The organism is Streptomyces sp. NPDC028419 (assembly GCF_055565515.1).
In genome coordinates this window covers 79,435-93,403 of sequence record NZ_JBVHUE010000010.1, presented here as the reverse complement: position 1 = coordinate 93,403, position 13,969 = coordinate 79,435, and the positions used below count along the sequence as shown (strand labels likewise).

Sequence of the window (13,969 nt, the reverse complement as noted above, 5' to 3'; positions counted from 1 at the left end):
TCGGCGGGGCTGCCGCCACCGGTTCACTGATGGTGACGGTGGTGGCGGCAGGCCCGGTCTCTGGTGGGGACGGGTCAGCTGACCTTGATCTGGTCGTACACGGGCACGCTGAACTGGTTGAGCTCGACGCCCGAGAGGCGCTCCGAGAAGCCCGCGCTGCCGTTCTGGTACCAGAGCGGGATGGAGGGCATCTGCTCGGCGAGGATCTTCTCCGCGTCCTGGAACTTGGCCGTCGCCTTGGCCGTGTCGCTCTCCTGGTTCGCCTCGTCGACGAGCTTGTCGAAGTCCTTGTTGTTGAACTTCCCGTAGTTGGAGGAGGCGCCCGTGTAGTACAGCGGCTCCAGGAAGTTCTGGATCAGCGGGTAGTCGGCCTGCCAGCCGGAACGGAAGGGGCCGGTCAGCTTGAAGGCGCTCTGCTGGTTGCGGAAGTCCGCGAAGGTGCCGACCGGATTGACCGTGCAGACCGCGCCCTTGCCCAGGGCGTTGTTGATGCTGTTGCAGATGGCGTCCATCCACTCGCGGTGCGAGCCGGTGTCCACGTTCGAGGTGAGCGTGACCTTGCCGCCGGGCAGTCCGCCGCCCTCTTCGATCAGCTTCTTCGCCATCGTCGGGTCGAACGCGCAGCCGTCGCCGCACGCGGTGGCGGAGTAGCCGCCCTTGTCGCCGAGCGCCGCGGAGGTCCAGTCCTTGGCGGGGGTGCGGGTGCCCTGGAAGATCTGCTTGGTGATCTCGTCGCGGTTGATGGCCATCGAGATGCCGCGGCGGACCTTCTCCATGCCCGGCTTGCCCCAGGCGGCGTCGTACAGCGGGAAGGTCAGCGTCTGGATGATCAGGGCGGGCTGGTTGATGTACCGGTCGCCCAGGTCCTTCTTGACGTTCTTCAGCTGCTGCGCCGGCACGTCGTCGACGAGGTCGAGGTTGCCGGAGATCAGGTCGGTGTAGGCGGTGTTGTTGTCGGTGTAGACCTTGAGGTCCACGCCGCCGTTCTGCGCCTTGTCCGCGCCCGCGTACCCCTCCCACTTGCGCATCTTGATCGCCGTGCCCTTGGTGTAGGAGTCCACGGTGTAGGGGCCGTTGCCGACGGGCTTGCTCAGCCAGCCCGCGTGGTCGGTGAAGAAGGCCTTGGGCAGCGGGGAGAACGCCTGGTAGCCGAGGGTGTCGGGCCAGGTGGAGAACTTCTCCTTGAGGGCGACCGTGAAGGTCTTGGCGTCCTTGACCACCAGGCCCGACATCGTCTTGCCCTTGGGGTCGCCGGATTCCGGGTGCAGGTCGGCGTAGCCGACGATGTCCGCGAAGAAGGGCGAGTTGTTCTGCTTGTTGCGCACGTCCGCCGCGTAGTTCCAGGCGTCGACGAAGGACTGGGCGGTGACCGGCTCGTCGTTGCTGAACTTCCAGCCGTCCTTCAGCGTGATCGTGAAGTTCTGGCTGTCGGTCGTCTCGATCTTGTCGGCGACCATGTTCTTGGCCTCGCCGGTCTTCGGGTCGTAGCGCTTGAGACCCCGGAAGAGCATGTCGAGGACCTTGCCGCCCTGCACCTCATTGGTGTTGGCCGGCTCCAAGGGGTTCTGCGGGTCGCCCCAGGAGGAGCTGATGATGCCGGCGCCACCGCCGCCACTGTCGCTTCCGCCGCCGCAGGCCGTCGCCGTGAGGGCGACGGCGACCGCACAAGCGGCCCACTTGGCGTGGGTGGCTCCGCGCATGGAGTGCCTCCTTGGGCTCCCGAGACTCACCGAGACTCGCTGGAGACCCAATGTCACCCGACCGATGCGCCCGCGCACCCCAAGCGCGCCCGATTGGGCACGCCCGGGGGACCTCTGTCACCCCTGCGAGTGGACGGACGGTCAGGGAAGCGGCAGCTCCCAGGTGTCCACGGCGAAGTGCACGCCCATCCCGTGGCGCTCGTACAGGCCCAGCGCCCCGGTCTCGTTCTCCGTGTCGACGCCCAGGCCGAGCGTGGTGCGTCCGCGCGCCGCGTAGACGGCGAAGGCGTGGCGCAGCAGGTGGCCGCCGATCCCTCGGCCGCGCTGGTCGGGCCGTACGCCGATGTGGCTGACCCAGCCCATGGCCGTGCGGTCGTCCCGGGTCAGCAGCACGCCCACGTCCCCCTGCCCCGGCAGGCTCGCGATCCACACCAGGGACCAGTCCAGCTCGCGCGCGTCGAGGTAGTCCAGCCAGCCCTCGTACGGGCGGTCCACGTGGCCGAAGTGCGCCGCGAAGGTCTCCTCGATCAGGGCGTGGGCCCGCCGGGGGTCGGCCGGGTCGGCGGCGCAGTCGCGCAGCACCAGGCCGTCCAGCCCGGCGGGCGGCGCCGGCTCCGGGCGCGGGTCCGCGGTGAGGTCGAGGGTCATCACCTGGTAGTGGCGCACGGTGCTCCAGCCGTACCCGGCGATGATGCCGAGGTCCAGGGTCGGCCGTACGTTGAGCTGGAGCCGCAGCCGGGCTCCGGGGGCGCCTGCGGCCATCTCCCGGGCCCGCGCCTCCATCAGCTCCAGCAGCTTCGCGCCCGCGGCCTGCCGGTCGGGCAGGACGTAGTGGTCGGAGTCGATCCGGCCCGGCCCGGAGTCCGCCCAGACGATGGCGTAGGCGACGAGCCGCCCGTCGTCGAAGGCGAGCCAGGAGTCGGTGGCCAGGTCCACCTCGGGGTGGTTGAGGTCGGCCTCGACCGAGTGCAGATCCGTCTCCGGCCTGCCGATCTCGATCCGGTCGACGGCATTCAGGAGGGCGCAGATGTCACCGGCGTCACCGGGCCCTGCGGGGCGTACGGTCAGCATCGCTCCACTGTCGAGGGGGCGGCCCGGCGGACGCAACGGGATTTTCCCCTATCAGGGGCGCGGGATCGGGCCCGTCCGGGAACGCGCGAGCGCCCGGCGGCCGGAAAGGGACTTCCGGCTACCGGGCGCTCGTCGCACCGGGGTCAGACGGCCAGGACGGCCTTCTCCTCGGCGAAGTGGCACGCGGACTCGTGCGCGGCCAGGGACTCCTGGCCCTTGAAGCGCTCCGGGATCGCGAGGAGCGGCTCCTCCGAGGAGCACTTGTCCTCGGCCTTCCAGCAGCGGGTGCGGAAGCGGCAGCCCGACGGCGGGTTGGCCGGCGAGGGGATCTCGCCCGACAGGATGATCCGGTCCCGGCCCTCGCGGGCGGTCGGGTCCGGCACCGGCACGGCGGACAGCAGTGCCTGCGTGTACGGGTGCGTCGGGTGGTCGTAGATCTGCTTGTCGGTGCCGATCTCCGCCATCTTGCCGAGGTACATCACGCCCACGCGGTCCGAGATGTGCCGGACGATCGAGAGGTCGTGCGCGATGAAGATGTAGGAGAGGTTGAACTCGTCCTGCAGCTTCGCCATCAGGTTGATGACCTGCGCCTGCACCGACACGTCGAGCGCCGAGACGGGCTCGTCGCAGATGATGATCTCCGGGTTGAGCGCGAGGCCGCGGGCGATGCCGATGCGCTGGCGCTGACCGCCGGAGAACTGGTGCGGGTAGCGGTTGATGTACTCCGGGTTCAGGCCCACGACGTCCAGGAGTTCCTGGACCTTGCGGCGCCGGTCGCCCTTGGGAGCCACCTCGGGGTGGATCTCGTACGGCTCGCCGATGATGTCGCCGACCGTCATGCGCGGGTTCAGCGAGGTGTACGGGTCCTGGAACACCATCTGGATGTTGCGGCGGACGACCTTGAGGGCCTTCCCCGACAGCTTGGTGATGTCCGTGCCCTTGTAGAACACCTCGCCGGACGTGGCCGTCTCCAGCAGCATCAGCAGCTTGGCGACGGTCGACTTGCCGCAGCCCGACTCGCCGACGATGCCGAGGGTCTCGCCCTGGTGCAGGTCGAAGGAGATCCCGTCGACCGCGCGGACGGCGCCGATCTGCTTCTTGAAGAGGATGCCCTGGGTCAGCGGGAAGTGCTTGACCAGGTTGCGCACCTGCAGGATCGGCTCGCCGCGGTCCACGGGGGCCGCGATGGCCTCCAGGGCCGCTTCCTCGGACGCGACGTCGACGGTCTCGACCTCGGCCAGGCTCGGGGTGGCGTCGTCCACGGCGTTGTCCTTCTTGCTCAGCTCAGCCATGGATCTGCTCCTCCCAGAAGTGGCAGGCGCTGCCGCGGCCGACCAGCTCGATGCCGTCGCGCTCGGTCACCGGCAGCAGGGCCGGGACGTCGGTGCGGCAGATGTCCTGCGCCTTGGGGCAGCGCGGGTTGAAGGCGCAGCCCGTCGGGATCTTGAGCAGGTTGGGCGGCAGCCCCTTGATCGCGTAGAGCTCTTCGCCCTTTTGGTCCAGGCGCGGGATCGAGTCCAGCAGACCGCGCGTGTAGGGGTGCGCGGGGCGCCCGTACAGCTCGTGGACCGGAGCCTGCTCGACGATGCGGCCCGCGTACATCACGGCGATCTTGTCCGCGACGTCGGCGACGACGCCGAGGTCGTGGGTGATCAGGATCAGACCCATGTTGTACTCGCGCTGCAGGTCCGCCAGCAGGTCCATGACCTGGGCCTGGACCGTCACGTCGAGCGCCGTGGTGGGCTCGTCCGCGATGATCAGGTCGGGCTCCAGGGCGAGCGCCATCGCGATCATGATGCGCTGGCGCATGCCGCCGGAGAACTGGTGCGGGTAGTCGTTGACACGGCTGCGGGCAGCCGGGATCTTCACCCGCTCCATCAGCTCGATGGCCTTGGTCTTGGCGTCCTTCTTCGACATGCCCTGGTGGACGCGGAACATCTCGCCCAGCTGGTTGCCGACGGAGTACACCGGGTTCAGCGCGGAGAGCGCGTCCTGGAAGATCATCGCCATCTTCGGACCGCGCAGCTTGCGCCGCTCGCTCTCCGGGAGCTGCAGGATGTCCTGGCCCTTGAAGAGGATCTCGCCCTGGGAGACCCGCCCGGGGGGCGAGTCGAGGATGCCCATGATGGCCTGCGCGGTCACGGACTTGCCGGAACCGGACTCGCCGAGGACTGCCAGCGTCTCACCTGAGGAAACGCTGTAGTTCACGCCGTTGACGGCCTTGACCACGCCTTCGCGGGTCTTGAACTCGACGTGCAGGTCGCGCACTTCGAGCACGGGTGCCTCGGCACCCGCTGCCCTCTGGTGGGGCACTTCTGCGGTGACGCTTGAAGTAGTCATAAGTGGTGCCGCCCTTCTAGCGCAGCTTCGGGTCGAGGGCGTCGCGGAGCCCGTCGCCGACGAAAACGAAGCCGAGAACCGTCAGCACGATCGCGATGCTGGGGTACGTCCACAGGTAGTCCTTGACGCCCATGAAGTCCTTGGCACCGGCGAGCATGTTGCCCCACTCGGGAATCTCCGGGCTCACGCCGACGCCCAGGAAGGACAGCGAGGCCTCGGCCACGATGGCTCCACCGACGCTGAAGGCGGCGTACGCCATCACCGCGGCGACGGAGTTGGGGAGGATGTGCCGGATGATGATCCGCCGGGTGTCCGCGCCGAGGGCGCGCGCGGCCAGCACGTAGTCGGCCTCGCGGACCGACAGGATCGAGCTGCGCAGCAGACGGGCGACCGTCGGCCAGGAGAAGATGGCCAGCGAGATGATCACCGGGGTGACACCACGGCCCATCGCGATGATGATCACGATCGCGCCGATGAGCAGCGGGAAGGCGAAGAACACGTCGGCGATGCGCATCAGGACGGAGTCCGTCCCGCGGCCGAAGTAGCCCGCGATGGCGCCGATGACGATGCCGATCGCACAGGCCAGGAAGATCGACGCGAGACCGACGATGACCGCGATGCGGCTGCCGTAGATGATGCGCGAGAACTGGTCGCGGCCGAGCGCGTCCGTACCGAGGAAGTGCGCACCGCCCGGGGCCTGCAGGGTGTTGGTCAGGTCCTGCGCGTACGGGTCGTGCGGGGCGATCAGCGGCGCGAACAGCGCGACCGCGAACAGCCCGACGACGAGGGCGAGGCCGACGACGGCCAGCTTGTTGGCGAGGAAGCGGTGGCGGATCTCGCCCCACTGGGTGACACGGGCGATCGCGGGTTCGGCCTCTACGGCCTTCGCGCCCCCTGCCACGGCGGTCGCGTCCCCCGCCACCGATGTGCTCTTGGTGAGCTCGGTCATGGGTATGACTCCTAGAACGGGCTGCCTGGGATCAGGCGAGACGGATGCGGGGGTCGAGGACCGCGTACAAGAGGTCGACGATCAGGTTGAGCAGGACGAACACGGCGACGCCGAAGGTCACCACGCCGATGATGATCGGGTTGTTCTGCTGCTGAACCGCCTGCACCAGGGCGAGCCCGATGCCGTCCCAGTTGAAGATCGCCTCGGTGATGAGTGCGCCACCGAGCAGCGAGCCGAAGGAGATACCCAGGTACGTGACGACCGGGATGATCGAGTTCCGCATGACGTGCTTGAAGAGCACCGTGCGCCGGGGCAGACCCTTGGCGACGGCCGTCTTGACGTAGTCGGCCCGCAGGACCTCCAGCATGGTGCCGCGCATGAGCCTCGCCACGAGCGCCGCGTCGAGGATCGCGAGCACGAAGGCCGGCAGGATCATCGACTTGAAGGTGCCGTCCGAGATCAGCGGGACCCATTCGAGCTGGATCACGAAGACCTTCTGGAAGACCATGCCGATCACGAAGGACGGGAAGCCCACGGCCATGGTCGTCAGGAGCGTGATCAGTACGTCCCAGAAGGAGTATCTGAACAGCGCCGCGATCAGACCGGCGAACAGGCCGATCGCGATGTCGAGGACGATCGCCAACAGCGCGAGCTCGGCGGTGTTCACGAGCTTGGGCTGGAGCACCTCGGTCACGGGGCGGCGCTGGGTGAAGTCCTCACCGAGGTCGCCCTGGACGAGGTTCTTGACGAAGTTGCCGTACTGGACCGGCAGCGGGTCGTTGAGTCCGTAGCGTTCACGGAGCGCTTCGACCACCGCCGGGTCGCGGGCCTTGTCACCGCCGAGCGAACCCACCGGGTCGCCCGGGAGCACGAAGAGACAGCCAAAGAGAATAATCGTCGCACCGAAGAGGACGACCACCATCTGTCCGAGCCGCCGGATCACATATCTGCCCACGATGCCTCCTTCACATACTGAGCGTGGGGGTTGGCGGCATCATCCGATCGGGAGATTGGCCGCTTCCGGGCGCGGAACGGGAGAGATGAGGGGTGCGCCCGGGACTGAGCGAAGGCCGTGGGGACCGAAGAAGTTACTCCGACCCCCACAGCCTTCGCCTACCTACTGGTGAAGAAGTACGACTACTTGGCGGAGATTTCCGCGAGGTTCGGGTCCTCGAAGAAGTCCATCGCCATGTTGCTGAACTTGTCCGTGTTCGCGAGGCGGTACTGCGTCCGCTTCCAGGTCGGGATCAGCGCCTGGTCGTCCTCGACGGCGATCTTCTCGGCCTCCTTGTAGACCGCGGCGCGAGCGGCCGGGTCCTTGGTGGCGCGAGCCTTGGTGATCAGCTCGTCGAACTTCGGGTTGTTGTAGCGACCGCGGTTGTCACCCTGGGCCTTGCCCGTGGCGGGGTCCTCGTTGATCGAACCCGAGTCGAGCAGCGGGAACAGGAAGTTGTCCGGGGTCGGGTAGTCCGCGCCCCAGGCCGAACGCCAGATACCGGCGGTCGCCTTGTCCTGCTGCTGCGCCAGGGCCTCCTTGAACGGCTTGCCGTTCAGCTTGACCTCGAGGCCGAGGACGTCCTTCAGCTGCTGCGCGATGGCCTGGACCCACTCTTCGTGGCCGCCACCGGTGTTGTAGCCGAAGTCCAGGACGGTGCCCGGCTTCAGGCCGCCCTTGGCCGCGAGCTCCTTGGCCTTGGCCGGGTCCTGCTTGATGCAGGAGGTGCAGAGGTTGTTGGTGTACGTGTCCGCGAACGAGGGCGGGAGCACGGACGTGGCGGGCTTCTGCATGCCCTGGAAGACGCCCTTGGCGATGGCCTCGCGGTCGATCGCGTAGGAGATCGCCTTGCGCGCGTCGACGTTGTTCATCGGCGCGTTCTGGTTGAAGACGACCAGGTAGTTGATACCCGAGGTGTCGGCTTCGATCCACTGCTTCTTGGCCGAGTACTTGGCCTTGGCGACCGGCAGCTGCGGCGTGGGCATGCGCGCCCAGTCGAAGCTACCCGCCTGGTAACCCTGGTACTCGAGGGTGGCGGCGTTGGCCGAGTTGAGGATCGAGATCTCAACCTTGGCGAGCTTCGCCTTCTCCAGGCCGTAGTCGTCGTTACGGACCATGGTGATGGACTTGTTGTGCTGCCACGAACCCTCCATCTTGAAGGGGCCGTTGCCGATGGGAGCGTCGTTGTACGCCTTGTTGTTGGCGGCGCCGGCGACCTTCGGAACGGGGCTGAAGACCGTGTGGACGGTCTTCTTGTCGAACTCGAAGTCAGCCGCGGACAGCTCGACCTTCAGCGTGTTGGCGTCCGGAGCCGACAGACCGGCGAACTTGTCGCTGGTGCCGCCGTTGAGCTCCTTGTAGCCGACGATTCCGTCCATCGGGTACGCGACGTCGGAGGCCGAGGCCTTCGCGACGGTGCGGGTCCAGCCGCGGATGAACGACTCCGCGTCGACCGCTTCACCGTTGGAGAACTTGGTGCCGGCCTTGATCTTGAAGGTCCAGGTCTTGCCGTCGTCGCTCGTGGTGAACGACTCGGCCAGAGCCGGCTTCAGCTTGCCGTCCGGCGTCGCGCTGTACAGGCCGGTGAAGAGGTTGTGCGCGACCAGGGCGCCCTCAGACTCCTGCGTGTTGTACGGGTCGATCGCCACCGGCTCGGTGATACCGAGGCGGAAGGTACCGCCTTCGGGACCCGCCGCCTTCTTCTCCCCGCCGCCACCACAGGCAGTCGCGGCGAGGGCAATGATTGCCGCGCCCGCGACCCACTTGGCGCTCTGAGCACCACGCATGGGTTTCCTCCTCATGAGTCCACTTGTCACTACAAGACGGGGTACTCGATCGCACGCTGACACCCCTGACAGCGATGACGCGATGAGTTACCCACAGTGTGCTCGTGAGTCGACACTCCCCACAGTGCGTGACCCATTGACCCGAGCTTGGTGCCAACTATTAAGTACGGCCGACCCGTAAACCACACTTAAAGGGTCTCGTTTTGACAACATCACTACAGGTCAGTAGCCCGAAATACGGACAAACTGAGCCTAGACAGACACCCGCGAAACGGACGGTTAGTACACCTTCCGGAGTGTGACGCCCGATATACGGACACATGAACGAGACAATCCGCTTGACAAAAGCGAACGACCCCTCCACCACGGAGCCCGTGGGGAAGGGGTCGAGTCACAAAAAGTGACCTTCGCGGCAATTACCGCTTGGCGCGCGAAGAGGTGCGACCGCGCTCCTTCTGGTCCAGAACGACCTTGCGGATGCGGACGGCCTCCGGGGTCACCTCGACGCACTCGTCGTCGCGGCAGAACTCCAGGGACTGCTCCAGCGACAGCTTGCGCGGGGGCACCACGTTCTCCGTGTTGTCCGCGGAAGCCGCACGCATGTTCGTGAGCTTCTTCTCCTTGGTGATGTTCACGTCCATGTCGTCGGCGCGCGAGTTCTCGCCGATGATCATGCCCTCGTACACCTCGGTGCCGGGGTCGGTGAACAGGACGCCGCGCTCCTGCAGGTTGATCATCGCGAACGGCGTGACCGAACCGGCGCGGTCGGCGACCAGCGAACCGTTGTTACGGGTCTTCAGCTCGCCGAACCACGGCTCCAGGCCCTCGTGGATCGAGTGGGCGATGCCCGTACCGCGGGTGTTCGTGAGGAACTCCGTACGGAAGCCGATGAGGCCGCGGGACGGGACGACGAACTCCATGCGGACCCAGCCGGAACCGTGGTTCGACATGTTGTCCATACGGCCCTTGCGGACGCCCATGAGCTGCGTGACCGCGCCCATGTGCTCCTCGGGCACGTCGATGGTCATGCGCTCGACCGGCTCGTGCACCTTGCCGTCGACGAGCTGGGTGACGACCTGCGGCTTGCCGATGGTCAGCTCGAAGCCCTCGCGGCGCATCTGCTCGACCAGGATGGCCAGCGCCAGCTCACCGCGGCCCTGCACCTCCCAGGCGTCGGGGCGCTCGGTGTCCAGGACGCGGAGCGAGACGTTACCGATCAGCTCGCGGTCCAGACGGTCCTTGACCTGGCGGGCGGTGACCTTGCGGTCCTTGACCGCGGACTTGGCGTCCGCGCCCTTGCCGCTGCCGCCGCGGCCGACCATCGGGGAGGTGTTCGTACCGATGGTCATGGAGATCGCCGGCTCGTCGACCGTGATCAGCGGGAGCGCGATCGGGTTCTCCGTGTCGGCGAGGGTCTCGCCGATCATGATGTCGGGGAAACCGGCGACCGCGCAGATGTCACCCGGGCCCGCCACCTCGGCCGGCTTGCGGGTGAGCGCCTCGGTCATGAGCAGCTCGGTGATGCGGACGTTCGACTGCGAACCGTCGCGCTTGATCCAGGTGACGGTCTGGCCCTTGCGCAGCTCGCCCTGCTCGACGCGGACCAGGGCGATGCGGCCCAGGAAGTTGTCGGCGTCGAGGTTGGTGACGTGGGCCTGGAGCGGGGCGGCCTCGTCGTACTCGGGGGCCGGCACGTGCGCCAGGATCGTCGAGAAGAACGGCTCGAGGTTCTCGCTGTCGGCCGGGACGGTGCCGTCCTCCGGCTTGGTCAGCGAGGCGACGCCGTCACGGGCGCAGGCGTAGACGATCGGGAACTCGATCTGCTCCTCGTCCGCGTCCAGGTCGAGGAAGAGGTCGTACGTCTCGTTGACGACCTCGTCGATCCGCGAGTCGGGGCGGTCGGTCTTGTTGATGCAGAGGATGACGGGCATCTTCGCCTGCAGCGCCTTGCGGAGCACGAAGCGCGTCTGCGGCAGCGGGCCCTCGGAGGCGTCGACGAGCAGGACGACCGCGTCGACCATGGACAGGCCGCGCTCGACCTCACCACCGAAGTCGGCGTGACCCGGGGTGTCGATGATGTTGATCGTGATCGGCGCGCCACCCTCCTTCGGGTGGTACTTGACCGCGGTGTTCTTCGCGAGAATGGTGATGCCCTTCTCGCGCTCCAGGTCGTTCGAGTCCATCATGCGGTCGTCGAGGTGCTGGTGGGCGGCGAAGGCACCTGCCTGCTTCAGCATGGCGTCGACGAGGGTCGTCTTGCCATGGTCGACGTGGGCGACGATGGCTACATTACGAATGTCGTGGCGCGTGGTCATACTGGCGGCGCTTCTCCCGGAATCGTGGATGGCGTCGCGTACGGTCCGGCACGCGCGCCCGCCGGGCGGAAAAACCTGCCACGGCCTTACCCCATCGTACGTTGCGTGGCGGGAACCGCACGCCGGGGGGTCTGTCAAGAGGCCGGAGGGCTGACCGCGACGGGGTCGCGGACGGTGCTGGGCCGGGGTTGGGGTGGGGGGTCCCGGCCGGTGTTCTTGCGGGTCAATGGCTACGTACGACCTTGCCCGCCGAGGTGAGCGGCGGGCAAGGGACTTGAGTCACTTCTGAGCTTGTTCACCCGACCTTGGGTGTCACGTCAGCTCTTCTTCGCGGCCTTTTCCGATCCCGACTTCGCCGCGCCGGCGGGCTTGATCCAGCCGATGTCCTGGAAGCGGGGCGCCCCCAGTCCGAAGGCACCCGCGTTGACCAGGCCGGGCTTGGCCGCCACCAGCTCGGGGCGCTGGAAGAGCGGGATGGAGCCGGCCGCGGCCCAGATCCGGGCGTCCGCCTTGCGCATCAGGTCGCGGGACTGCTCCTCGTCCAGCTCGCCGAGCGCCTGGTCGAAGAGCTGGTCGATCCGGTCGGTGCCGACGCGGGTGTAGTTCTGCTCGACGAGCAGCGAGCCGTCGGCGGCGGGCGCGGGCTTGGCGAAGATCGGTCGGGCGTCCGTCGCCGGGAAGGCGGTCGCGGGCCACGAGTACAGGGCCAGGTCGTACTGGCCCGAGGCGATGTGGTCCTTGAAGAAGCTGTCGTCGGCGACCTTGGTCAGCTCCGTGTTGACGCCGATCTTCTGGAGCATCTGGGAGATCCGCTCGCCGACCGTGCGCAGCGCCTCGGAGCCGGGGCCCGAGGGGAGCACGAAGCGCAGCGTGAGCGGCTTGCCGTCCTTGGCCAGCATGGCGCCGGAGTTGCGGACGGTGTGCTTGGCGGGCGCCGGCGCCGGGCTGGCCTTGGCGCCCTGCTCCTCGGCCGGGGCGACCCCGGCGTCCAGGGACGGGTTGCGCTTGCCGTCGTCGACCGCGGCGGCCTGGGCCAGGAGCGCGGCCTCCTGCTGTTCGGCGAGCGGTACGGCCGCCAGCACCGGGGAGGGCTGGTGGGCGCCGGTGGCGAAGCGGTCGGCGTCGACGATCTCGCCGTCCGGGGCGTAGCGGGCGTCGCCCTCGGGGAGTCCGCCGGCCTGCGGCTCGACCGGGCCCTCGGGCCGGCGGGCGGCTTCGTCCTCCTGGCGGGCCGGCCGGTCGCCGGGGCGCAGGGCCGGGCGCAGCGGGTTCAGGGCCGCGGGCGGGCGGGCGCCGCCCCGGTCGTCCTGGCCCACGATGTACAGGCCGTCGTTGCCGGTGCCGTCACCGTCGGCGGGGGCGGCGGGGGCGCGGCGGCCGAGGGTCTTCCCGTCGTCCTTCTTCTCGCTCTCGGAGCCGGCCTTGGCGCCGGAGGGGTCGGACAGCTTGCCGCCCTTGCGCCAGCCCGCGTCGGCGAGGAGGGCCTGGGCGGCCTGGGTGTCCTGGCCGCCGAGGGCGTCGCTGTTGTCGGCGTACGCGCGCTGCCCGGCCAGGGCCACGTGGCTGCCGACCGGCTTCGAGGGCAGGCCCAGCGGCCTCAGCACGATGTCGGCGAGGCCCTGGCGGTCCAGCGCCCGGGCCACCGCCCGGCGCACCCGCTCGTCGGCCAGCGGCCCGGAGGCGCCGTTGAGCGCGAGCTGGGTGTAGGCGGGCTCCAGCGACTTGCGCACGGTGAAGGAGCGCAGGGCCTTCTGCTGGGCGGCGTAGGCGGCGGCGGCCTCGGCGTTCTTCTTGCGGCTCTCCTGCTCGTCCCGGGCCTTGCCCTCGTCGGCGCCGAAGGCGACCGCCCAGGAGAGCGTGGCCTGGGCGGCGGTCACCGCGGCGCCGGGGCCGTGGGCGGGGGCGCCCTGGTGGGCGGCGTCCCGGTGGGCGAGCGCGACGCGGTCGGCGGCCCCGCGGTCGATCTCGGCCAGGTCCAGCTTCCCGGCGGCGAGCGCGGCGGCGCGCTCGGCGCGGGGGACGGCGGTCAGCACGAGGGAGTCGAGCTTGGCGGGGCGGCCCCACCAGCGCGGGTTGCGCGAGAGTGCCGCGGTGCCGGTCTTCTTGTCGATGGCGCCGAGGTTGAAGGGGCCCGCCGTCACCTTGAGGGCGCCGCGCGCGCCCTCGTTGAAGGCTTCGGGGCTGCCGGTGACCTGCTTGGGGTAGAGCGGGCTGAACAGGGAGCGCCAGTCGGTGTAGGGCTTGGCGAAGGTGACCTTGACTTCCAGGTCGTTGGCGCCGCGCTCGATCTTCTCGATCCGGTCGTAGCCGGCGTTGCGGGCCGTCCAGTACGCCGAGTCCTTGCCGTTCAGGGCCCGCCACTGCGCGACGAAGTCGGGTGCGCCGACCTCGCGGCCGTCGCTCCACACCGCCTGCTGGTTGAGCTTGTAGAGCACGACCTGCTTGGGCTCGCGCTCGATGACCTCGGCCTTCTCCAGGAAGTCGGGGTTGGCGGCGGGCCGTCCCTTGGCGTCCATGACGAAGAGCTGCGGCAGGACGGCTCCGGCGATCCGCCCGGTGGTGGCGTCGGCGTCCGCCTGGAAGGTGTTGAGGGTCTCGGGCAGCGCGTCGACGGCCCAGCGCACCGACCCGCCGTCCGCGACCAGGTCGCGGGTGGTGGACGAGATGTCCTGACCGGCGGCGGCCGGGCCGCCCTCGTCTTCGGCGCCGCCGCAGCCCGTCAGCAGCGGCAGTGCGAGGACTCCCGAGGTCAGCAGCGCCAAGGACCTGCGCCTTCTCTGGGACATGGGTGGTACCTCCGGAGCGGGGCCGAG

General features: G+C 68.6%; 9 protein-coding genes. All 9 read right to left on the bottom strand.

The window, feature by feature from the left end; all coding sequences use genetic code 11:
- Positions 1 to 74: 74 nt before the first annotated feature.
- The 9 genes from ACZ4UB_RS14245 to ACZ4UB_RS14205 all read right to left on the bottom strand — a co-directional run bounded on the left by ACZ4UB_RS14245 (position 75) and on the right by ACZ4UB_RS14205 (position 13,942).
- Complete coding sequence (locus tag ACZ4UB_RS14245) at positions 75 to 1,700, bottom strand: peptide ABC transporter substrate-binding protein (protein WP_468070359.1); 1,626 nt, start codon at positions 1,698 to 1,700, stop codon at positions 75 to 77.
- A 141-nt stretch (positions 1,701 to 1,841) separates the two neighbouring features.
- The gene (locus tag ACZ4UB_RS14240; RefSeq protein ID WP_468070358.1) at positions 1,842 to 2,771 is read right to left on the bottom strand and encodes a GNAT family N-acetyltransferase; all 930 of its coding nucleotides are present in this window, start codon (positions 2,769 to 2,771) and stop codon (positions 1,842 to 1,844) included.
- Positions 2,772 to 2,914: 143 nt separating this feature from the next.
- Positions 2,915 to 4,063 (bottom strand): ABC transporter ATP-binding protein, encoded by a 1,149-nt coding sequence (locus ACZ4UB_RS14235; protein ID WP_385780040.1) that lies wholly within the window; start codon positions 4,061 to 4,063, stop codon positions 2,915 to 2,917.
- Positions 4,056 to 5,111 (bottom strand): ABC transporter ATP-binding protein, encoded by a 1,056-nt coding sequence (locus ACZ4UB_RS14230; RefSeq protein ID WP_385780043.1) that lies wholly within the window; start codon positions 5,109 to 5,111, stop codon positions 4,056 to 4,058. The genes ACZ4UB_RS14235 and ACZ4UB_RS14230 overlap by 8 nt, the downstream gene beginning before the upstream one ends.
- Before the next feature lie 16 nt (positions 5,112 to 5,127).
- Positions 5,128 to 6,060: an ABC transporter permease gene (locus tag ACZ4UB_RS14225; protein ID WP_468070357.1), complete on the bottom strand. Its 933-nt coding sequence runs from the start codon at positions 6,058 to 6,060 to the stop codon at positions 5,128 to 5,130.
- Positions 6,061 to 6,091: 31 nt separating this feature from the next.
- Complete coding sequence (locus ACZ4UB_RS14220) at positions 6,092 to 7,015, bottom strand: ABC transporter permease (protein ID WP_354379626.1); 924 nt, start codon at positions 7,013 to 7,015, stop codon at positions 6,092 to 6,094.
- A 182-nt stretch (positions 7,016 to 7,197) separates the two neighbouring features.
- A complete protein-coding gene (locus ACZ4UB_RS14215) occupies positions 7,198 to 8,841 on the bottom strand; it encodes a peptide ABC transporter substrate-binding protein (protein ID WP_468070356.1) in 1,644 nt (547 codons plus the stop codon).
- 416 nt (positions 8,842 to 9,257) lie between these two features.
- A complete protein-coding gene (gene typA / locus ACZ4UB_RS14210; RefSeq protein WP_468070355.1) occupies positions 9,258 to 11,156 on the bottom strand; it encodes a translational GTPase TypA in 1,899 nt (632 codons plus the stop codon).
- A gap of 317 nt (positions 11,157 to 11,473) precedes the next feature.
- Entirely contained in the window at positions 11,474 to 13,942 is a 2,469-nt protein-coding gene (locus ACZ4UB_RS14205) for an ABC transporter family substrate-binding protein (protein WP_468070354.1), read from the bottom strand.
- Positions 13,943 to 13,969: the final 27 nt, after the last annotated feature.

What these genes read in the sequence shown, in the direction of transcription:
- ACZ4UB_RS14245 (WP_468070359.1), bottom strand. Translation starts at nt 1,700, where the DNA reads ATGCGCGGAGCCACCCACGCCAAGTGGGCCGCTTGTGCGGTCGCCGTC.
- ACZ4UB_RS14240 (WP_468070358.1), bottom strand. Translation starts at nt 2,771, where the DNA reads ATGCTGACCGTACGCCCCGCAGGGCCCGGTGACGCCGGTGACATCTGC.
- ACZ4UB_RS14235 (WP_385780040.1), bottom strand. Translation starts at nt 4,063, where the DNA reads ATGGCTGAGCTGAGCAAGAAGGACAACGCCGTGGACGACGCCACCCCG.
- ACZ4UB_RS14230 (WP_385780043.1), bottom strand. Translation starts at nt 5,111, where the DNA reads ATGACTACTTCAAGCGTCACCGCAGAAGTGCCCCACCAGAGGGCAGCG.
- ACZ4UB_RS14225 (WP_468070357.1), bottom strand. Translation starts at nt 6,060, where the DNA reads ATGACCGAGCTCACCAAGAGCACATCGGTGGCGGGGGACGCGACCGCC.
- ACZ4UB_RS14215 (WP_468070356.1), bottom strand. Translation starts at nt 8,841, where the DNA reads ATGCGTGGTGCTCAGAGCGCCAAGTGGGTCGCGGGCGCGGCAATCATT.
- typA (WP_468070355.1), bottom strand. Translation starts at nt 11,156, where the DNA reads ATGACCACGCGCCACGACATTCGTAATGTAGCCATCGTCGCCCACGTC.
- ACZ4UB_RS14205 (WP_468070354.1), bottom strand. Translation starts at nt 13,942, where the DNA reads ATGTCCCAGAGAAGGCGCAGGTCCTTGGCGCTGCTGACCTCGGGAGTC.